We start from the raw sequence: 19,115 nt of genomic DNA on the forward strand, positions 1-19,115 counted from the left end.
GGAGACCGTCGGCAACGGTCAAGGGTTGTACGGGAGCCGGCGGATTTCCGTGATTCCCCGCACGCTCCTACCGGAACTCCGAGCTGGAGAACGTCACCGACGGCTCGGCCGCCACTGTTCCACCCTTTGTCCCGGAATAGACGGCAACCTCGTCCCAGGTCTCGCCCCGGTACGTCCGCACCGCCAGGTCGGCCCGTCCGTCGCCGTCGAAGTCCCCGACGGTGAGGACCCGGGTCGTGCCCCGGGCTGGCGGTGCGACGGTCACCAGGCCCGCCGTCGAGAGCCCGGCCGCCGCTGTCGGCGCGCGGAACACCCTCAACCGGGAGCCGCTGGAGACGAGTTCGTCGCGGCCGTCGCCGTCGAAGTCGCCGGTGTCGAGCATCGAGCCGGGGGAGGCGAGGGTGCCGGTGGCGGCGTCGGGGAGGTCGTAGCGCAGAGACGTTTCGCCCATCGCGCCCACCGCCGCGTCCAGGTCGCGCCCCTTGCCGAAGCGGCCGAGGGCGACGTCGATGCCCTCGGGGAGCACGGTCCCCGTGCGTGTCGGGCCGTCCGGGCCGCCGAGGACGACCGCCGACTTCGCGGTGCCGTCCGCCGTACGGACGATCAGGTCGTCGTATCCGTCGTGGTTCACGTCGGCCGCCGGGCCCGTGGGGACGTTGCCGGGGGCGGTGATCGGCGCACCGGCCTTGCTCGGGACGCCCTTGCGGGTGAACGGGCCGCGCAGATAGCTGAGTTGGACGTTCGAGGCGTGGACGACGAGGTCCTGGGCGCCGTCGCCGTCGAAGTCGCCGCACACCGGCTGGTCGGGCCAGTCGTTGCCGGCCCGGGCCCGTGCCGGGATCGTGAGGGCGACCGCGCGGCCGGTGAGGCCGTCCGGGGAGCCGAAGAGGAACTGGAGGGGCACCGGGGGCTGCCCCTGGCCGTTGTACGGGGGATCCGTCGAAACGATCAGGTCGGTGAAGCCGTCCCCGTCGAGGTCGCAGGTGTCCTCCGCGTCGAAGACCGCCGGCAACTGGCCCTTCGTACGGGCGGCTTGGCGCGCCGGGCTCAGCAACTGCCGGGTGCCCGGGACGAGTCCGCCCGGGGAGCCGTAGACGATGCCGATACCGGCGTCGTCCGTGTGGAGCTGGTCCTTGACCAGGTCGTTGAGGACCAGGTCGCGGTGTCCGTCACCGTTGAAGTCGTCGGCCACCTCGCTGCCGTCGCCCTGCGGTATCGGGCGCTGGGCGGGGGCCTTGGCGACCTGGACGGGGGTCCGGTCGGCGGCTGCCCGGTCGTCGCCGGGCGGTGGGCCGCAGGCGGTGAGTGCCACCAGGGCGCCGAGGGCCACCAACCCGCTGGTGGCCGCCGTACCCCGACCGCCTCTTCGCACCAGCATCGGCACCCTGCACCTCGTCCGGATCATTGGCCCCATTGACAACGACTCAGTAATGATGCACGTGTTCGAGTTGCGGGGACACCCCCGTGGCGGTGCGGAACACCACACCACGGGGGTGTCCGGCGGTAGATGGCGGAGGGTGTCCTCAGTCCGCCAGCCTCGCCCCCATGAACGCCCGTGCGCCCAGACCGAGCTGCGGGACGGTGAGCGTCCGGGAGCCAGTGCCCGTCGGGCCGGACGAGGTGCCGGGGAACATGTGGAGGCGGCCCCCCTCGTGGGCCGTGGCGATCAGCTCGGCGCGGCCGTCGCCGTTGTGGTCGCGCAGGAGGAGCGACGCGCCGAGCCAGGCGTTGTCCGGGGAGACGTTGGTCAGGCCGGGGGTGGTGCGGTCGTACTGGCGGGCGTTCCTGCCGGTGAGGCCGGTGGAACCGCCGCGCAGGACGGTGATGGAGCCGTCGGCCCAGTAGCTGGTGCCGATCGCCTCGTAGGGGGCGCCGACGGCCAGGTCGGGGTAGCCGTCGCCGTTGGTGTCGGCGGCCGAGACGTCGTACCCGAAGAAGTCGTTGTCCTCCACGCTGCCGGGGACGCCCGCGGTGTTCTGGGTCAGCGTGGTGAGCCTGCCGGCGGGGCCGGTGGCCGTGCCGGGCATGACGTGGACCGCGCCGCCCCTGCCCGAGCGGGAGACGCCGATCGCGAGGTCGCCGTAGCCGTTGCGGTCGAAGTCGGCGATCACGGCGCTCGATCCGGTGAGCTCGTCGGAGGCGGCGGGCAGGCTTCTCTTCCAGGGCTTGGCGGGGCCGTTCCTGCCGCCCCGGTAGAACCAGACCCTCTTGCTGTTGGTGTCCACGTCGTACCCGATGAGCGCGAAGTCGGCGGTGGCGTCCTTGGTGACCTTGCCGGCCACCACCATCTCCGCCTTGATGTTCTCGCCGTCCTGCGGGTCGAGGTTGGTGGCCGTGCCGCGCCCGCCTGACTTGGTGAACGGGCCGCGCAGGAACCAGACGAACTCGCCGTCCACGGACACGAGGTCCAGCCTGCCGTCCGCGTTGAAGTCGCCGATGGCGACGTCCAGGCCGAAGATCTCCTTCTTGCTGCCCGGGGACGCGTACGTACTGCCCTTGGTCAGCCCCGACCTGGAGCCCCACAGGACGGTGACCGTGCCGTGGCGGTCGGCGTGCAGTTCGCCGGGGGAGGTGGCGACGACGTCCGCGTAGCCGTCCTTGTCCAGGTCGGCCGAGGTGACCTTCGCGCCGAAGCCGTCCTTCGCCTCGGCCACGCCCGCGATGCCGGGGCTGTTCTGCGTGATCACCGAGCGCTTGGCGGTGTTCAGCCCGGTCGCCGACCCCCAGATGACGACGACGGCGCCCGCGTCCCGCTTTCCGGCCACGGTGGCGGTCCGGTCGCCGAGGAGCAGGTCGCGGTGGCCGTCACCGTTGAAGTCGTCCACGTGCTTCGCCGGCGCGGCCGACGCCGGGGCGCCGAGGGCCACGGGACTGACGGTGGCGGCGAGGACGGCGGTGGTCAGCAGGGCGGCGCGGGCGGTGGGTCTGGGGCGCAAGGGGTCTCCAGGGACGCGGCGATCACGGGCGAGGTACTGGGCGATCAGGAGACCTGCGGCAAGTGGCAATGGTTGTACGGGAGTTCGGTGAATCGAGAAGGGGGTCGACGCCCCCGGCGTCGACCCCCTTCGTACCCGTTCCAGGCTTACTTCACCGGCTGCGGCTCCGGCGCGCTCTCCGACTCCGGCTCGCCCGCCGGGGGCTCCTCGTCGTCCACCGGGGTCTTCACGGACTCCAGGAGCAGTTGGGCGACGTCCACCACCGTGATGGACTCCTTCGCCTTGGCGCCCGTGGCGGAGCCACTATCGGCTGCAGCCTTCTTGCCGTTGACCGAGTCGGTGAGCATGACCAGGCAGAACGGGCAGGCCGTCGACACGATGTCCGGGTTCAGGGACAGGGCCTCGTCGACGCGCTCGTTGTTGATGCGCTTGCCGATCCGCTCCTCCATCCACATCCGCGCGCCACCCGCGCCGCAGCAGAAGCCGCGTTCCTTGTGGCGGTGCATCTCCTGCTGGCGCAGGCCCGGGACGGCCGACATGATCTCGCGCGGGGGCGTGTAGATCTTGTTGTGCCGGCCCAGGTAGCAGGGGTCGTGGTAGGTGATGAGGCCCTCGACCGGGGTGACCGGGAGCAGCTTGCCCTCGTCGATGAGGTGCTGGAGCAGCTGGGTGTGGTGGATGACCTCGTAGTCGCCGCCGAGCTGTGGGTACTCGTTGCCGATGGTGTTCAGGCAGTGCGGGCAGGTCGCGACGATCTTCTTGGCGGACTTCGGCTTGCGGGACTCCTCGGTCACCTTGCCGTCGTCGTCCATCTCCTCGCCGAACGCCATGTTCAGCGCCATGACGTTCTCCATGCCCAGCTCCTGGAACAGCGGCTCGTTGCCGAGCCGCCGCGCCGAGTCACCGGTGCACTTCTCGTCGCCGCCCATGATCGCGAACTTGACGCCCGCGATGTGGAGGAGTTCGGCGAACGCCTTCGTGGTCTTCTTGGCGCGGTCTTCCAGCGCGCCCGCGCAGCCGACCCAGTACAGGTACTCGACCTCGGTCAGGTCCTCGATGTCCTGGCCGACGACCGGCACCTCGAAGTCGAGCTCCTTGAGCCACTCCAGGCGCTGCTTCTTCGCCAGGCCCCAGGGGTTGCCCTTCTTCTCCAGGTTCTTGAGCATCGTGCCCGCCTCGGAGGGGAAGGCGCTCTCGATCATCACCTGGTAGCGGCGCATGTCGACGATGTGGTCGACGTGCTCGATGTCCACCGGGCACTGCTCGACGCAGGCGCCGCAGGTGGTGCAGGACCACAGGACGTCCGGGTCGATGACGCCGTTCTCTTCGAGGGTGCCGATCAGCGGGCGCTCGGCCTCCGCGAGGGCGGCGGCCGGTACGCCTGCCAGCTGCTCGGCGCTCGCCTTCTCCTCGCCCTCCACCGTCTTGCCGCCGCCCGCCAGCAGGTACGGGGCCTTGGCGTGGGCGTGGTCCCGCAGCGACATGATCAGCAGCTTGGGGGAGAGCGGCTTGCCGGTGTTCCAGGCCGGGCACTGGGACTGGCAGCGACCGCACTCCGTGCAGGTGGAGAAGTCGAGCAGGCCCTTCCAGGAGAACTGTTCGACCTGGCTGACGCCGAAGACGTCGTCCTCGCCCGGGTCGGTGAAGTCGATCGGCTTGCCGCCGGACGTCATCGGCTGGAGGGCGCCCAGGGCGGTGCCGCCGGTCGCCTCGCGCTTGAACCAGATGTTCGGGAAGGCGAGGAAGCGGTGCCAGGCGACACCCATGTTGGTGTTCAGCGAGACGACGATCATCCAGACGAACGAGGTGCTGATCTTCACCATCGCGGTGAGGTAGATGAGGTTCTGGAGCGTGCCGACGCTCAGGCCCTTGAAGGCGAGGACGAGCGGGTACGAGGCGAAGTACGCGGCCTCGTAGTGCTCGACGTGGTGGATCGCGCCCTCAAGGCCCCGCAGCACGTAGATCGCGAGGCCGATGGTGAGGATGACGTACTCGACGAAGTACGCCTGGCCCGCCTTGGAGCCCGCGAAGCGGGACTTGCGGCCGGGGCGCGAGGGCAGGTTCAGCAGGCGGATCACGATCAGCACGGCGATGCCGAGGATCGTCATCACACCGATGAACTCGATGTACAGCTCGAACGGCAGGAAGCCGCCGATGACCGGCAGCGTCCAGTCGGCCGAGAAGAGCTGGCCGAAGGCCTGGGCGAGGGTCGGCGGCAGCGTCAGGAAGCCGACCGCCACGAACCAGTGGGCGAAGCCGACGATGCCCCACCGGTTCATGCGCGTGTGGCCGAGGAACTCCTTCACCAGCGTCACACTGCGCTGGTAGGGGTTGTCCGTCCGAAGGCCGGCCGGGACCGGCTGGCCGAGTTTGAAGTACCGGACGAACTGACCGATGGCGCGTGCGAGCAGCGCGACGCCGATCACGGTCAGGACGAGCGACACGATGATCGCGGCGAGTTGCATGTCGGGGCTCCTCAGGCCTGCGCACGTAATGACTGATGGAGATGACTGACGGAGATACCTGTCAAGACTATTACTAAGCGGTAACTTAGGCAGTCTGTCAGAGACTACCCAACATCCTGGCCCGCACTGTAGTCAGGGGCGGAGTGATCTGGATCGCTGAGGCTTACCTGAGTCGTAGATCGAAGCCGATCGGATCAGACGATGTTAAGTCGTGTTATTCGTACAGAATTGTTACGTTTCCGCCTACCGTGAGCCCGTGCTCTACGGGATCCTCGCCGCCACCGCCGCCCTTCTCCTCGCCGCCGTCCTAGCCGCCCTCCTGCGGACACCCGCCCTGCGCCTCGGCGTACTCGACCGGCGCCGGGCGCGCCCCCTGCCACTGCTCGGCGGGCTTGCCGTCGTGCTCGCGACGGGGCTGGTCGCGGGGGTGGGGGAGTGGACCGGGCACGCCCCGCTCGGGGACGGGATCGGTCGGCTGCTCGTCGCCGGGGCGGGCGTCGGCGCGCTCGGGCTCGTGGCCGACGTACGGCGGGTGAAGGCGCGCTTCCTCGTCGTCGGTACGGCCGTGGCCGCCGCGTTCGTGGTGCCGTACGGGGAGCTGGGGTTCGGGGGCGGGCCGCTCGCGGTCCTCTGGATCGTGTTCGTCGCCCTCGCGTTCCGGGCCCTCGACCATGCCGACGGGCTGGTGGGGACGGTCGGGGTGCTGACCGCCTTCGGGGTGGCCGCGTGTGCCGCCGTCGAGGTGCTCGACGGGCTCGCCGTGCTGCTGAGCGTGCTGGCCGCCGCGCTCACCGGGTTCCTCATGCACAACTGGCATCCCGCGCGGATCGCCCTCGGCGCGTGCGGGTCCCTGTTCACCGGGTTCGTGCTGGCCTCGGCGGCGGTGGTCGTGCGGGCCGGGCACGAACCGGCGTCCAGTGCGGGGGTGCTGTTCGCGCTCACGGCCGTGGCCGGCGCGGACGTGGTGCTCGTCGTGGTGTCGCGGCGGCTGGCCGGACGGCCCCTGCTGCGTGGCGGCCCCGATCATCTCGCGCACCGGCTGCGGCGGCTGGGGCTCACCCCGCGCGGGGCGGCCGTGCTGCTCGGCGCGGGCGCCTTCGGGGCGGTGCTGGTAGGGGTCCTCGCGCACGGCGGATGGGCCGGGGAGTCGGGGCTGTGGTGGGTGGCGGGGGTGGCAGGGGTGGTCGTGCTGGGGCTGTTGAGAGTTCCCGTGTACGGGGTTCGGCGGCCACCCGCCGAGCAATCGGCGCAGGTCAGAGCGGAATTGCGCGTAAGGAACGGATAAGAGTTGAGTGCGGTCGACTCAGCTCTGTTGACCACACGCCGGGAGTGATGCACACTTGAGCCTGTTCCACTCAAGTCATTGCTGCTGGAGGAATTGACATGGCACGTGCGGTCGGCATCGACCTGGGCACGACTAACTCCGTCGTCAGCGTTCTGGAGGGCGGCGAGCCCACCGTCATCACCAACGCCGAGGGTGCCAGGACCACGCCGTCCGTCGTCGCCTTCGCGAAGAACGGTGAAGTGCTGGTCGGCGAGGTCGCCAAGCGCCAGGCGGTCACCAACGTCGACAGGACCATCCGGTCGGTCAAGCGCCACATGGGCACCGACTGGAAGATCGAGCTCGACGGGAAGAACTTCAACCCGCAGCAGATGAGCGCGTTCATCCTGCAGAAGCTGAAGCGCGACGCCGAGGCCTACCTGGGCGAGAAGGTCACGGACGCGGTCATCACCGTCCCGGCCTACTTCAACGACTCCGAGCGTCAGGCGACGAAGGAGGCCGGCGAGATCGCGGGCCTGAACGTCCTGCGCATCGTGAACGAGCCGACGGCCGCCGCTCTCGCGTACGGCCTCGACAAGGACGACCAGACGATCCTCGTCTTCGACCTCGGTGGCGGCACCTTCGACGTGTCCCTCCTGGAGATCGGTGACGGCGTCGTCGAGGTGAAGGCCACCAACGGTGACAACCACCTCGGTGGTGACGACTGGGACCAGCGCGTCATGGACTACCTGGTCCAGCAGTTCCGGGCCGGCCACGGTGTGGACCTGGGCAAGGACAAGATGGCCCTCCAGCGCCTCCGCGAGGCCGCCGAGAAGGCCAAGATCGAGCTGTCCTCGTCCACCGAGACCTCGATCAACCTGCCCTACATCACGGCCTCCGCCGAGGGCCCGCTGCACCTGGACGAGAAGCTCACGCGCGCCCAGTTCCAGCAGCTGACGGCCGACCTGCTGGAGCGCTGCAAGACGCCGTTCCACAACGTCATCAAGGACGCGGGGATCAACCTCTCCGAGATCGACCACGTCGTTCTCGTCGGTGGCTCCACCCGTATGCCCGCGGTCGCCGAGCTCGTCAGGGAGCTGACCGGCGGTCAGGACGCCAACAAGGGCGTGAACCCGGACGAGGTCGTCGCCATCGGCGCCGCGCTCCAGGCCGGTGTCCTCAAGGGCGAGGTCAAGGACGTCCTGCTCCTCGACGTGACGCCGCTGTCCCTCGGTATCGAGACCAAGGGAGGGATCATGACGAAGCTCATCGAGCGCAACACCACGATCCCGACCAAGCGTTCCGAGATCTTCACGACGGCCGAGGACAACCAGCCGTCCGTCCAGATCCAGGTCTACCAGGGCGAGCGCGAGATCGCGGCGTACAACAAGAAGCTCGGGATGTTCGAGCTGACGGGCCTGCCGCCGGCCCCGCGCGGCGTGCCGCAGATCGAGGTCGCCTTCGACATCGACGCCAACGGCATCATGCACGTGACCGCGAAGGACCTCGGCACGGGCAAGGAGCAGAAGATGACCGTCACCGGCGGCTCCTCGCTGCCGAAGGACGAGGTCGACCGGATGCGCCAGGAGGCCGAGCAGTACGCGGACGAGGACCACCGTCGCCGCGAGGCCGCCGAGACCCGCAACCAGGGCGAGCAGCTCGTCTACCAGACGGAGAAGTTCCTCAAGGACAACGAGGACAAGGTCCCCGGCGACATCAAGACCGAGGTCGAGGCCTCGATCGAGGAGCTGAAGGCCGCGCTCAAGGGCGAGGACGTCGCCGAGATCCGCACCTCCACGGAGAAGGTCGCCGCCGTCTCGCAGAAGCTGGGCCAGGCGATGTACGCCGACGCCCAGGCCGGTCAGGCCGCCGGTGACGACGTGCCCGGCGCCGAGGCCCCGAAGGCCGACGACGACGTGGTGGACGCCGAGATCGTCGACGACGAGCGCAACGACCGCAAGGACGGTGCCGCGTGACGGAGGAGACTCCGGGCTTCGACGAGAAGCCCGACGTCCCTTCCGGCGCCACCCCCGACGACGCCGAGCCGAAGGACGCCCCCTCTTCGGAGGGGGCGTCCCCGGCCGGGGACGCAGCAGCAGCACAGGTCGCCGGTCTGACGGCACAGCTGGACCAGGTACGCACGGCGCTCGGTGAGCGCACCGCGGACCTCCAGCGGCTCCAGGCCGAGTATCAGAACTACCGCCGCAGGGTCGAGCGGGACCGGGTCGTGGTCAAGGAGATCGCCATCGCGAGCCTCCTGACCGAACTCCTGCCCGTGCTCGACGACATCGGCCGCGCGAGGGAACACGGCGAACTGGTCGGCGGGTTCAAGTCCGTCGCCGAGTCGCTGGAGACCGTCGCCGCCAAGATGGGCCTGCAACAGTTCGGCAAGGAGGGCGAGCCCTTCGACCCGACGATCCACGAGGCCCTGATGCACTCGTACGCGCCGGACGTCACGGAGACGACCTGTGTGGCGATCCTGCAGCCGGGCTACAAGTTCGGCGAGCGCAACCTGCGTCCCGCGCGGGTCGCGGTGGCCGAGCCCCAGCCCGGGGCGCAGGCCACCCCGGAGTCGGGGGACGCGGCGGACGGCAAGGAGAGCGGTGGCCCGGAAGAGGGCTGACGTGAGCATTGACGCGGGAAGGGAGGGACGTCGGGGATGAGCACCAAGGACTTCATCGAGAAGGACTTCTACAAGGTCCTCGGCGTCCCCAAGGACGCCACCGAGGCCGAGATCAAGAAGGCGTACCGGAAACTCGCCCGCGAGTTCCACCCGGACGCCAACAAGGGCAACGCCAAGGCCGAGGAGCGCTTCAAGGAGATCTCCGAGGCCAACGACATCCTCGGCGACCCCAAAAAGCGCAAGGAGTACGACGAGGCCCGCGCTCTCTTCGGCAACGGCGGCTTCCGCCCCGGGCCGGGTGCGGGCAGCGGCTCCTTCAACTTCGACCTGGGTGACCTCTTCGGCGGCGCCCCGGGCGGGGCCCCCGGCGGTTCCGGTGCGGGCGGCTTCGGCGGTGGCATCGGAGACGTCTTCGGAGGTCTGTTCAACCGGGGCGGCGGCGGGACCACGCGTACCCAGCCCCGGCGCGGTCAGGACATCGACACCGAGGTCACGCTGAGCTTCACGGAGGCGGTCGACGGCGCGACGGTCCCGTTGCGCATGACGTCCCAGTCGCCGTGCAAGGCGTGCTCGGGCACCGGTGACAAGAACGGCACGCCGCGCGTGTGCCCGACCTGCGTGGGGACCGGCCAGGTCGCTCGCGGCTCGGGCGGCGGCTTCTCGCTCACGGACCCCTGCCCTGACTGCAAGGGCCGGGGCCTGATCGCGGAGCACGCCTGCCTGGTGTGCAGCGGCTCCGGGCGCGCCAAGTCGTCCCGGACGATGCAGGTGCGCATCCCGGCGGGCGTGGCGGACAACCAGCGCATCCGGCTGCGCGGCAAGGGTGCGCCTGGCGAGCGCGGCGGCCCGGCCGGAGACCTCTACGTCACCGTCCATGTCGACAGCCACCCGGTCTTCGGCCGCAAGGAAGACAACCTGACGGTGACGGTGCCGGTGACGTTCGCCGAGGCGGCACTCGGCGGCGAGGTCAGGGTCCCGACCCTGGCCGGCCCGCCGGTCACCCTGAAGCTGCCCCCGGGCACGCCCAACGGGCGCACGATGCGCGCGCGGGGCAAGGGCGCGGTCCGCAAGGACGGCACCCGGGGCGATCTGCTGGTCACCGTCGAGGTGAGTGTCCCGACGGAGCTGACGGGGAAGGCTCGTGACGCACTGGAGGCGTATCGCGAGGCGACCGCGGACGAGGATCCGCGGGCGGAGCTGTTCGAGGCAGCGAAGGGAGCTTGACCGAGATGGACGGTCGTCGACGCAATCCGTATGAACTGACGCAGGAGACCCCGGTCTACGTCATCTCGGTGGCGGCCCAGCTCTCGGGCCTGCACCCGCAGACCCTGCGCCAGTACGACCGCCTGGGCCTGGTCTCCCCCGACCGCACCGCCGGCCGGGGCCGCCGCTACTCGGCCCGCGACATCGAACTGCTCCGCACGGTGCAGGCACTGTCGCAGGACGAGGGCATCAACCTGGCCGGCATCAAGCGGATCATCGAACTGGAGAACCAGGTCGCCGCGTTGCAGTCACGGGTGGCGGAGATGGAGTCGGCGCTGGACGGGGCCGCGGCTGCCATGCAGCAGCGGGAGGCGGCGGTTCACGCCTCGTACCGGCGGGATCTGGTGCCGTACCAGGAAGTGCAGCAGACGAGTGCGTTGGTGGTCTGGCGGCCTAAGAAGGCCAAGGACTAGGCGGGCGCGCCGAGCATGTGAAGGGGCCCGGAGGTTCGGTTCGAACCTCCGGGCCCTCTTCGTGTCCCGTTGTTCCAGCAAGGCGAGGGACGCTGCTGCTCAGGCCGAGGGGAGTTCGTCAGCCTTCAACGCCGTCATGAACGAGGTCCAGGCCTGGGTGTGTTCATCCCTCGTTGCCCCTCCCCTTCCGTGCGGCTACAACTCCCGCCGTACCTGGGCGATCAGGTCGAGGCTGTCCCCAGGGCTCAAGGCGATCGACCGTAGCGAATCGAAGATCAGCGTATATTCCTCGGTCTCCTTCGGGGTCTCCATGTAGAGGGTCCCCGTGCGATGCTCGACACACACGACATCCGAGAACGTCCCGTCGGGGAACCCGAAGAGGACGAACGATCCGGCCAGTCCGGCATGTGGGCCCGCGCGGTGGGGGATGACCTGGACCTCCACGGACGGATGGCCTGCCATGGTCTCCAGGTGCTCCAACTGTTTGCGCATCGTCTCCCGGACCCCGGACGACAGGTGCGGGACCGTGCGCGCCTCCCTGTTCCACGGTGCCCCGATCCTCAGCGAAGTGGGCGCCTGCGTACGGGAGTCAGGGCACCCCGGGGACCACCGGGACGCCCGCGGAGGCATCTGGTACCGGCTCCCGCTCGTCCCGGAGGGGTCCGCCGAGGGATTCGTCATCGGTGAGGCGCTCACGGGGCCGAAGCGAAGCTGAGGAGCGTCCCGGCCGGCTCACACTCCGTTCCGTGGGAGCTGGTGTGCTGCGGCAGGAGACTCAGCATGGGAGTGCTGATGGTTCGACGACCTATGGGTTCGTCGGAATGACTCCCCAGCGACGGGCGGGCCCGGAAGCGGAAAGCCTCCCGGCCCGCCCGTGCATTCCGGGTTCGTGCCTGTCAGTCCCGTTCCTCTTCCGGTGCCATGGCTACAAAGTCGCCGCCGGGCGCGGATTCGGTTCCGTCGGCGTATATGGCGGTTACCCAGTAAAAGTAGGTTGTGCCCCCCTTGACTGGAAAGTCATCGTACGAGGAGTAGGAGGCCGGGACGGCGCCCAGCTGTTCGTACGCGCTCGCACCCGGGTTCCAGCGGTACACCCGGTACCCGGTTGCGCCGGGCACTTCGTCCCACCGCAGGTCGACCTCCTCATCGAATACCGAGGGTATTGCGTTCAGAGTTACGGGCGAGTCCTCAGGAGTGGCGACGGACGGCATCAGATCCAGCGTGGCCACGACGACCGTGTTCGCCTTGCCGGTCTGCAGGTAACCGGAGTTGTCCGAGGTGTCGACGGCGTCCACGAAATAGCAGAACCGATCGCCGTTCGGCATGGGCACGTCTCTGTACTGAGAGGTGTTGGTGTCGAGACGCGCGTATTGGACGGCCGAGCAGACCTGGCTGCCTTGCCCGTCACTGGTGATCTTGCCCCGGTAGAGGATGTACCGCATCAGGTCCGGCGCGTCGCTGTCGTTCCAGTCCAGGATGGTGCCGTATTCCGTCGCCTTGGCGGTCAGACCCGTGATGGGTGCGGGCGGAGTCAGATCCTCGGTCTCCTTGGTGACGGTGACGGTCGCGCTGGCGACGGACTCGTCGTATGTGCCGTCGAACGCCTTCACGACGTAGTGATACGTCGCGCCTGGGGCTGTGGACCAGTCGGTGCAGGTGTACTGCCCGCGGCCGTCAGCGAGGATTTTCCAACTGGTGTCACAGCTGATCGGCTCGACGCTGGTGTCCACGGGGAGCGTCGTCGAGCGGTAGACGTGGTAGCCCCAGTAGTCGCCGGGGTCCTTGGGCACGATCCAGGTGAGGATCGTCTTGCCCGGTGGTGTCTTCAGCTCGGTCGGCGCGGCCACGAGGCGGCGTATCTCGGCTGTCTCGGCCATCCCTGAAGAGGTGCCGTTGGAGCCCATCGCCATCACCTGGTAACTCCAGTAGACCGATCGCTTCACGGTGTTGTCGGTGAAGGACGGTCCGGTGACCGTATAGGCGGACTCGTCCGAGCGCCGCACGATGTAGGTCACCGCGCCGGGGACGGGTTTCCAGGTCAGCTGGATTCCCTTGTCGGTGCCCGTGGCTGCGAGACCGGTGGGCGTGGTCAGCCGGACACTGGTGACGGCCTGGTCCGCGCCGCCCGCCGAGATGTTGCCGGCCTTGTCGACGGCGCGTACCTCGTAGGCGTAGCCCGCTCCGGTGGCCGGCGGAACATCAGTGTGCACGGTGGACTTTGTACTGCCCACCTTCATCCAGCTGTTGCCGCTCGCGTAACGGCGGTAGACCCGATACTCCGCGAGGTCCATCTCCGTGTTCTTGGACCAGGTGAGCTTGGCCTTGCCGGTGGTCGTGTCGTATGCGACAGAGGCGCCGGTCGGGGCGAGGGGCTTGACCTTGTCGATGCTCGCGGCGGTCCGAGGCGCGTAGGCGAAGCTGACGTTGGCGGAGCCCGTCCAGTTGACGTAGTCGACGCGCAGGGTGTGCTTGCCGGAGGGGATGGTGACGTTGACGGTCTTCCGTACTGTCGACGACACGTTCTTCCATACGTCGACCTTGCGTTTGCCGTCGAGGTACACGCGTACCCCGTCCTGCGCGGCGACAGGCAGAGCGAAGGGGCCGCCCGAGCCGAAGTCCCGTGTCACGGTCCAGCGGACGCCGAAGTTGTCCTTCGCAAGGCCGGTGGCCGGGGCCTTCGTGCCCCAGTTCTCGGCGATGGTGGCGTCGCAGTCCGTCCGTTTCGGGGTGCCGGAGAAGGTGGTGTTCGCGAAGAACTGCCGCTTGTAGACGGGAGAGACACACGTCGTCGCGGCGGAGGCGGCCGGGGCTGCGCTGCTGAGCAGGGTGCCGGCGGTGGCGAGCACGAGGGCGGTGGTGGCTGCCTGCGTCGTGCGTCTGGCTGGGTTCACAGCGGTCCTTCGGGTCCTGATCGTCAACGGCGTGAAGTGGGCCGTTGACGATCAGGACCCGCGACGATGGGGATTGGTTGTACGGATGATGCGATTTTGTTCGAGAGGTGGGCGAGGGGCACGTGGCGCGGGTGGGATGGGCGAGGCGATGGGGGCGGAGAAATTGAGCCATCGATGATCGGCATGCGTATGGAGGGTGCGCGAAGACCGTCTGTGCGGGCTTCCGCCACTTCTTCACGCCCACAGCGGAGTGTGATGTTGCACTCCGGATGAGTAGTTCCGCTTGACGCCTGTGGGTTCGTCCGCGTTGTCTTTTCAGACACATGGGCCGCACTGCTGCGTCCACGTCCTAAAAGCACCCGAAGTGAGCACCCGAATGTTTCGTCTGACTCGTCCGGTTCACATGAGTCGCATGGCTCGTTTGCGTCGTACCGCCACAGCCGTCGCCGCCTCCGCGGTCGCGGTCTCCCTCGCCGCGGGCTGCGGCGTACTCGACGCCAGTGAGGCAGCCAGCGAGGCGACCCCGGCCAAGGGCAACGACATCACGGTGGGGCTGCTGCTTCCGGAGACGGCGAACACCCGCTACGACAAGTTCGACTACCCGATCATCAAGAGCAAGGTCGAGTCGCTCACCAACGGACAGGGCAAGGTCGACTACGCCAACGCCGGTGCGGACGCCGCCAAGCAGGCCAGGCAGTTGCAGCAGATGATCGACGACAAGGTCGACGTCCTGCTCCTCGACGCCGTGGACGCGCACGCCATCGCGAGCGGGGTCCAGAAGGCCAAGGACGCAGGGATTCCGGTCATCGCGTACGACAGGCTGGCCGAGGGCCCCATCGACGCGTACATCTCCTTCGACAACGAACTCGTCGGCGAGGTGCAGGGACGTTCCCTCCTGGAGGCCCTCGGCGGTGACATCAACGAGTCGGAGAAGATCGTCATGATGAACGGGTCGGTGACCGACCCGAACGCCGCGCAGTTCAAGGAGGGTGCCCTCTCCGAGCTGAACGGCAAGGTGACGATCGCGCAGTCCTTCGACACCAAGGACTGGAAGCCGGAGAACGCCGAGGCGAACATGACGAAGGCGATCGCCGCCATCGGCAAGGACAACATCGCCGGCGTCTACTCCGCCAACGACGGCATGGCGGGCGGCATCATCGACGCCCTGGAGGCCGCGGGCGTCACCAAGCTGCCGCCGATCACCGGGCAGGACGCCGAACTGGCCGCCGTGCAGCGCATCATCGCCGGCGAGCAGTACATGAGCGTCTACAAGTCGTACCCGCAGGAGGCCCAGACGGCGGCCGAGATGGCAGTCGCCCGCGTCCAGGGCCGCGACATCCAGTTCGACGCCCTCACCCGGGACAAGGTCGACAGCCCCACGACCAAGGACGTCCCCTCCCAGCTGGTGAGCGTCGTCGCCCTGACGACGGCCAACATCAAGAGCACGGTCATCGAGGACGGCATCTACAAGCTGGCCGACATCTGCACGCCGAAGTTCGAGGACGAGTGCGAGGCCCTCGGCCTGAAGTAGCCGCAGGCAGCCCGCAGACGAGGGCGCGTACCCCGGGGCACCGACCCGCCCCGGGGTACGCGCGTGTCGTACGGGAGATTTCAGGCCACCCGCGTGAACTCCACCGTCACCTCCGGCGGCCCCCCGGCCACCCCCCGGTACACGCCCTTGTGCGGCGTCACGTCGTCGTAGTCGCGCCCCCGGCCGACCACCACGTGGGACTCGTCGGCGCGCGTCCGGTTCGTCGGGTCGTAGCCGCACCAGTCGCCCGCCCAGTACTCGACCCAGGCGTGGGACTGTCCCTCCACCGGGCGGTGCAGTTCCGCCTCCCGCTCGGGGTGGAGGTAGCCGGAGACATAGCGGGTGGGCAGGCCCAGGCCCCGCAGCAGCGCGATCGTCACATGGGCGATGTCCTGGCAGACGCCCGCGCCCTGCTCCCACGCCTCCGCCGCCGAGGTGTTCACGCCCGTCGTGCCGGGCAGGTACGACACCCGGTCCGCGACCAGCGACGACACCGCGGTCGCCGTCTCGTGCGGGTCGAGACCCACGGCCGCCTCCCGCGCCCGCGCCACCAGCTCGGGCGGCACCGTCGTCCGTCCCGTCGCCGTCGCGTACTCCAGCAGACGGGAGTTGGCCGTCCGGTCGGCCACCTCGGCCCAGCTCGGCGCGGGTTCCAGGGGGCCCGGTGGGGCCGTCTCCACCAGGCTCTGGGCGGTGATCGTGAGGTCGGCGTGCGGGTCCATCAGGTCGAACCCGGTGACCTGCGTGCCCCAGTAGTCCCAGTACGACCAGGTCGGCGTCGTCGGGTTCACGGTCACCCGGGCGTCCAGCGTCGTCTGGCCGGGGAGCGTCAGCGGGGTCATCCGGACCTCGTTGTGCGAGGAGATCACGGCCTGCGCGTACGCGACATGGGTGATGTGCCGGATACGCAGCCGACGCGTCATCGGCGCGTTCGTCGACATGATGCTCGTCATGCTGCCCGCTTCATTACGGCCTGTCCCATGGCCGCCCGTCCCATTGCTGCTCATACTGCTCGCGATCCTTCCTGGGCCCATTCCACGGGCCCCTGGTACGGGAAGAACTTCTCCGCGACCGCCTCCGCCGAGGCCATGCAGGCGGCCTGCAAGTCCTGCAGAAGCACCGGGAGCTGGTCCTCCATGGCCTGTGAGTCCAGATACTCCAGGCGGGTGCGCAGCCGGCCGATCGGGCGCCGGGCCGGGTCCTGGCGCGGGCGGCCCAGGGCCGCGAGGCACTCCTCCGCCGTGGTCAGCGCGTGCAACGCCGAGCGGGGGAAGTCCCGGTCCAGGAGCAGGAATTCGGCCACTCTCGGGGTGTCCCCGAAACCGCTGTAGATGCGCGCGTACGCCTCGTCCGCGCCGCTCGCGCTCAGCAGCGTCGGCCAGTCCGGGGCGTGGGCGGCGTCCAACACCCGTACCGACAGCAGCCGTACGGTCATGTCCACCCGCTCCAGGCTGCGCCCCAGGACCACGAAGCGCCAGCTGTCGTCCCGGCTCATCGTGGAGTCCGCGAGGCCGAAGAAGAGCGCGGACCTGCGCCGTACCAGCTCCAAGTAGGCGTACGGGCCCGTGCGTCGGGCCGCGAGCCGCTGGTCGGCCAGGGCGTGCCAGGTCGAGTTGAGGCACTCCCACATCTCCGAGGAGACGGCTTCCCGGGCGCTTCTGGCGTTCAACCGGGCCGCCCCGAGCGCGCCCTCGATGGCGCACGTCGAACGGGCGTCGAAGGCGAGCTGGTCCAACACCTGTTGCATGTCCACGGGTTGGCCGCCCGCGTCGCAGCCCAGGATGGCGTACAGGGAGCGGCAGGCCGCGTCCTCGTCGCGCCAGGGGTCCTCCAGCAGACGGTGCAGATAGGCGTCCAGGATGCGGCTCGTGGCGTCGGCCCGCTCCACGTAACGGCCCGTCCACGTCAGGGCCTCGGCTATCCGGGAGAGGATCACGTCGTTCACTGCTGCGCCCCTTCCTGTACGAGGGTGAGGTTGCCGTCGGGTCCGTGCTGGCGCGGGGCGACCTCGGGCGGTGCGCCGGCCGGTGGTACGGGGCTCGGGGTCTCGGCGGGTCCCTCGGCGAGCACCCAGGTGTCCTTGGAGCCGCCGCCCTGGCTGGAGTTGACGATGAGGTTGCCCTCCTGGAGCGCGACACGGGTCAGCCCGCCCGGCAGGACCCAGACCTCGTTGCCGTCGTTGACGGCGAACGGCCGCAGGTCGATGTGGCGCGGCGCCATCCGCTCGCCGGCCAGGGTGGGGGAGGTGGAGAGCGCGACGGGGCGCTGGGCGATCCAGCCCCGGGGATCGGCGGCCACCGCCTCCCGGCACCGCTCCAGGGTCTCCCGGTCGGCCTTCGGACCGATGACGATTCCTTGCCCGCCCGCGCCGTCGACGGGCTTGATGACCAGCTGGTCGATCTGGTCGAGCACGGCGTCCAACTGCCCGGGCTCATCCGGTCGGAACGACTCCACGTTCGGAAGAATCGGTTCCTCGGAGAGGTAGTACTGGATCAGATCGGGTACGTACGTGTAGAGCAGCTTGTCATCGGCGATGCCGTTGCCGACCGCGTTGGCGAGGGTGACGGTGCCCGACTGGGCGGCGCTCAGGATGCCCGGGCAGCCGATCACCGAGTCGGACCGGAAATGGAGCGGGTCGAGGAAGTCGTCGTCCAGCCGTCGGTATACGACATGGACGGGCACCTCACCGCGCGTGGTCCGCATCCACACCCGGTTCTTACGGCACACCAGATCGTGCCCCTCGACCAGTTGCACGCCCATCAGCCGGGCCAGCAGGGCGTGTTCGAAGTAGGCGGCGTTGCTCGGACCGGGGGTCAGGACCACGACCCGCGGATCGACGACCCCGGCGGGCGCGGCGGCGCGCAGCGCGGCCAGCAGGCGTTGCGCGTAGCCGTCGACGGGGACGACGTGCTGCTCGGCGAAGAGGGACGGGAAGACGCGGGTCATCGCCCGCCGGTTCTCGATGACGTAGGACACCCCGGACGGCACCCGGACGTTGTCCTCCAGCACCCGGAAGTCCCCGGCCTCGTCGCGGACGAGGTCGATGCCGGCGACATGGATGCGTACTCCGCCGGGTGGCTCGATGCCCTGGGCGGCCCGGTGGAAGTGCGGCGAGCTGAGCAGCAGCCGCCACGGCACGACGCCGTCCTCGAAGGCCCGGCAGGGCCCGTAGGCGTCCGCGAGGTAGGCCTCCAGGGCCCGCACCCGCTGGGCGACCCCGCGCTGGATGAGATCCCACTCCAGCGCGTCCAGGATCCTCGGCACGAGGTCCAGCGGCCAGGGCCGCTCCTCGCCAGCGAAGGCGTAGGTCACCCCGCGGTCGGTGAACGCCCTGGCCATCTGGTCGGCCCTGAAGCGCAGCTCGGTCGGCTCGATGGGCTGGAGTGCCGCCAGTACCGGCTCATAGGCGGTCCTGACCTCACCCGGCCGCACAAACATCTCGTCCCACGCGTCGGCCAACGCGTATGCGTCAAATATGTCCGCCATGGCCTGACGGTAGGGGCGGGACGTAACGGGACGATCTCCGAGTGGTTTCCGGGAGCTTGCGCGAAAGTCGTGGCACGCGCTTTCACTCCGGTTGACTCGCGCTGCGCGGGGCAGGCCGATGGCCCCGGCCGGACGGTGGACATCCTGCCGGGGCCGCTTCGGGCGTTCCCCCGTTCGCGCCTCGCGGCGCCCCCGTTACGCCCTTGGGAAGCGCCTTCCACTCTGCCCTCAGGAGCACCGCGCCAC

At 69.3% G+C, this 19,115-nt stretch carries 15 protein-coding genes; 7 read left to right on the forward strand and 8 right to left on the reverse strand.

Annotated elements, in window-relative coordinates; genetic code table 11:
* Nucleotides 1-67 precede the first annotated feature (67 nt).
* The 3 genes from IEY89_RS15785 to IEY89_RS15795 all read right to left on the reverse strand — a co-directional run bounded on the left by IEY89_RS15785 (nt 68) and on the right by IEY89_RS15795 (nt 5,401).
* On the reverse strand, nt 68-1,378 hold the full coding sequence (locus IEY89_RS15785) for an FG-GAP repeat domain-containing protein (RefSeq protein WP_189148020.1): 1,311 nt from the start codon (nt 1,376-1,378) through the stop codon (nt 68-70).
* Between the two features lie 145 nt (nt 1,379-1,523).
* Nucleotides 1,524-2,936, reverse strand: a complete 1,413-nt coding sequence (locus IEY89_RS15790; protein ID WP_189148021.1) for an FG-GAP and VCBS repeat-containing protein — start codon at nt 2,934-2,936, stop codon at nt 1,524-1,526.
* A gap of 146 nt (nt 2,937-3,082) precedes the next feature.
* A complete protein-coding gene (locus tag IEY89_RS15795; protein ID WP_189148022.1) occupies nt 3,083-5,401 on the reverse strand; it encodes a heterodisulfide reductase-related iron-sulfur binding cluster in 2,319 nt (772 codons plus the stop codon).
* A 256-nt stretch (nt 5,402-5,657) separates the two neighbouring features.
* On the opposite strand from IEY89_RS15795, the gene IEY89_RS15800 reads away from it, so the two are divergent.
* From IEY89_RS15800 to IEY89_RS15820, 5 genes are all read left to right on the forward strand, one after another.
* Nucleotides 5,658-6,686: an MraY family glycosyltransferase gene (locus IEY89_RS15800; protein ID WP_189148023.1), complete on the forward strand. Its 1,029-nt coding sequence runs from the start codon at nt 5,658-5,660 to the stop codon at nt 6,684-6,686.
* A gap of 98 nt (nt 6,687-6,784) precedes the next feature.
* Nucleotides 6,785-8,638, forward strand: a complete 1,854-nt coding sequence (dnaK, locus tag IEY89_RS15805) for a molecular chaperone DnaK (protein WP_189148024.1) — start codon at nt 6,785-6,787, stop codon at nt 8,636-8,638.
* Nucleotides 8,635-9,285, forward strand: a complete 651-nt coding sequence (grpE, locus tag IEY89_RS15810; protein ID WP_189148025.1) for a nucleotide exchange factor GrpE — start codon at nt 8,635-8,637, stop codon at nt 9,283-9,285. Before dnaK ends, grpE begins: the two co-directional genes overlap by 4 nt.
* 36 nt (nt 9,286-9,321) lie before the next feature.
* Nucleotides 9,322-10,509, forward strand: coding sequence for a molecular chaperone DnaJ (gene dnaJ, locus IEY89_RS15815; RefSeq protein ID WP_189148026.1), 1,188 nt, complete (start codon nt 9,322-9,324; stop codon nt 10,507-10,509).
* 5 nt (nt 10,510-10,514) lie between these two features.
* Nucleotides 10,515-10,961, forward strand: a complete 447-nt coding sequence (locus IEY89_RS15820; protein WP_059072898.1) for a heat shock protein transcriptional repressor HspR — start codon at nt 10,515-10,517, stop codon at nt 10,959-10,961.
* Between the two features lie 195 nt (nt 10,962-11,156).
* Here the strand turns inward: IEY89_RS15820 and IEY89_RS15825 are convergent, their stop codons facing one another.
* The gene (locus tag IEY89_RS15825; RefSeq protein WP_373287249.1) at nt 11,157-11,525 is read right to left on the reverse strand and encodes a DUF5753 domain-containing protein; all 369 of its coding nucleotides are present in this window, start codon (nt 11,523-11,525) and stop codon (nt 11,157-11,159) included.
* On the opposite strand from IEY89_RS15825, the gene IEY89_RS15830 reads away from it, so the two are divergent.
* On the forward strand, nt 11,488-11,676 hold the full coding sequence (locus IEY89_RS15830) for a hypothetical protein (protein ID WP_229695251.1): 189 nt from the start codon (nt 11,488-11,490) through the stop codon (nt 11,674-11,676). The two genes, IEY89_RS15825 and IEY89_RS15830, sit on opposite strands and share 38 nt — an antisense overlap.
* A 181-nt stretch (nt 11,677-11,857) precedes the next feature.
* Here IEY89_RS15830 and IEY89_RS15835 read toward each other — a convergent pair whose 3' ends face one another.
* The gene (locus tag IEY89_RS15835) at nt 11,858-13,852 is read right to left on the reverse strand and encodes a fibronectin type III domain-containing protein (protein WP_229695252.1); all 1,995 of its coding nucleotides are present in this window, start codon (nt 13,850-13,852) and stop codon (nt 11,858-11,860) included.
* 412 nt (nt 13,853-14,264) lie between these two features.
* Here IEY89_RS15835 and IEY89_RS15840 point away from each other — a divergent pair, with 412 nt between their 5' ends.
* The gene (locus IEY89_RS15840) at nt 14,265-15,383 is read left to right on the forward strand and encodes a sugar ABC transporter substrate-binding protein (protein WP_373287247.1); all 1,119 of its coding nucleotides are present in this window, start codon (nt 14,265-14,267) and stop codon (nt 15,381-15,383) included.
* Nucleotides 15,384-15,463: 80 nt separating this feature from the next.
* On the opposite strand, the gene IEY89_RS15845 is transcribed toward IEY89_RS15840, so the two are convergent.
* The 3 genes from IEY89_RS15845 to IEY89_RS15855 all read right to left on the reverse strand — a co-directional run bounded on the left by IEY89_RS15845 (nt 15,464) and on the right by IEY89_RS15855 (nt 18,869).
* Entirely contained in the window at nt 15,464-16,306 is an 843-nt protein-coding gene (locus IEY89_RS15845) for a transglutaminase family protein (protein ID WP_189148203.1), read from the reverse strand.
* An 80-nt stretch (nt 16,307-16,386) separates the two neighbouring features.
* On the reverse strand, nt 16,387-17,328 hold the full coding sequence (locus IEY89_RS15850) for an alpha-E domain-containing protein (protein WP_189148029.1): 942 nt from the start codon (nt 17,326-17,328) through the stop codon (nt 16,387-16,389).
* Nucleotides 17,325-18,869: a circularly permuted type 2 ATP-grasp protein gene (locus IEY89_RS15855; protein ID WP_189148030.1), complete on the reverse strand. Its 1,545-nt coding sequence runs from the start codon at nt 18,867-18,869 to the stop codon at nt 17,325-17,327. The genes IEY89_RS15850 and IEY89_RS15855 overlap by 4 nt, the downstream gene beginning before the upstream one ends.
* Between the last annotated feature and the right edge of the window lie 246 nt (nt 18,870-19,115).

Source organism: Streptomyces lacrimifluminis, from assembly GCF_014646095.1.
Taxonomy (GTDB): Bacteria; Actinomycetota; Actinomycetes; order Streptomycetales; family Streptomycetaceae; genus Streptomyces; species Streptomyces lacrimifluminis.

Bases quoted from the DNA above. Each gene is read 5' to 3' on its own strand.
- IEY89_RS15785 (WP_189148020.1), bottom strand. From the start codon at position 1,378: ATGCTGGTGCGAAGAGGCGGTCGGGGTACGGCGGCCACCAGCGGGTTG.
- IEY89_RS15795 (WP_189148022.1), bottom strand. From the start codon at position 5,401: ATGCAACTCGCCGCGATCATCGTGTCGCTCGTCCTGACCGTGATCGGC.
- dnaK (WP_189148024.1), top strand. From the start codon at position 6,785: ATGGCACGTGCGGTCGGCATCGACCTGGGCACGACTAACTCCGTCGTC.
- dnaJ (WP_189148026.1), top strand. From the start codon at position 9,322: ATGAGCACCAAGGACTTCATCGAGAAGGACTTCTACAAGGTCCTCGGC.
- IEY89_RS15820 (WP_059072898.1), top strand. From the start codon at position 10,515: ATGGACGGTCGTCGACGCAATCCGTATGAACTGACGCAGGAGACCCCG.
- IEY89_RS15840 (WP_373287247.1), top strand. From the start codon at position 14,265: ATGGCTCGTTTGCGTCGTACCGCCACAGCCGTCGCCGCCTCCGCGGTC.
- IEY89_RS15845 (WP_189148203.1), bottom strand. From the start codon at position 16,306: ATGACGCGTCGGCTGCGTATCCGGCACATCACCCATGTCGCGTACGCG.
- IEY89_RS15855 (WP_189148030.1), bottom strand. From the start codon at position 18,869: ATGGCGGACATATTTGACGCATACGCGTTGGCCGACGCGTGGGACGAG.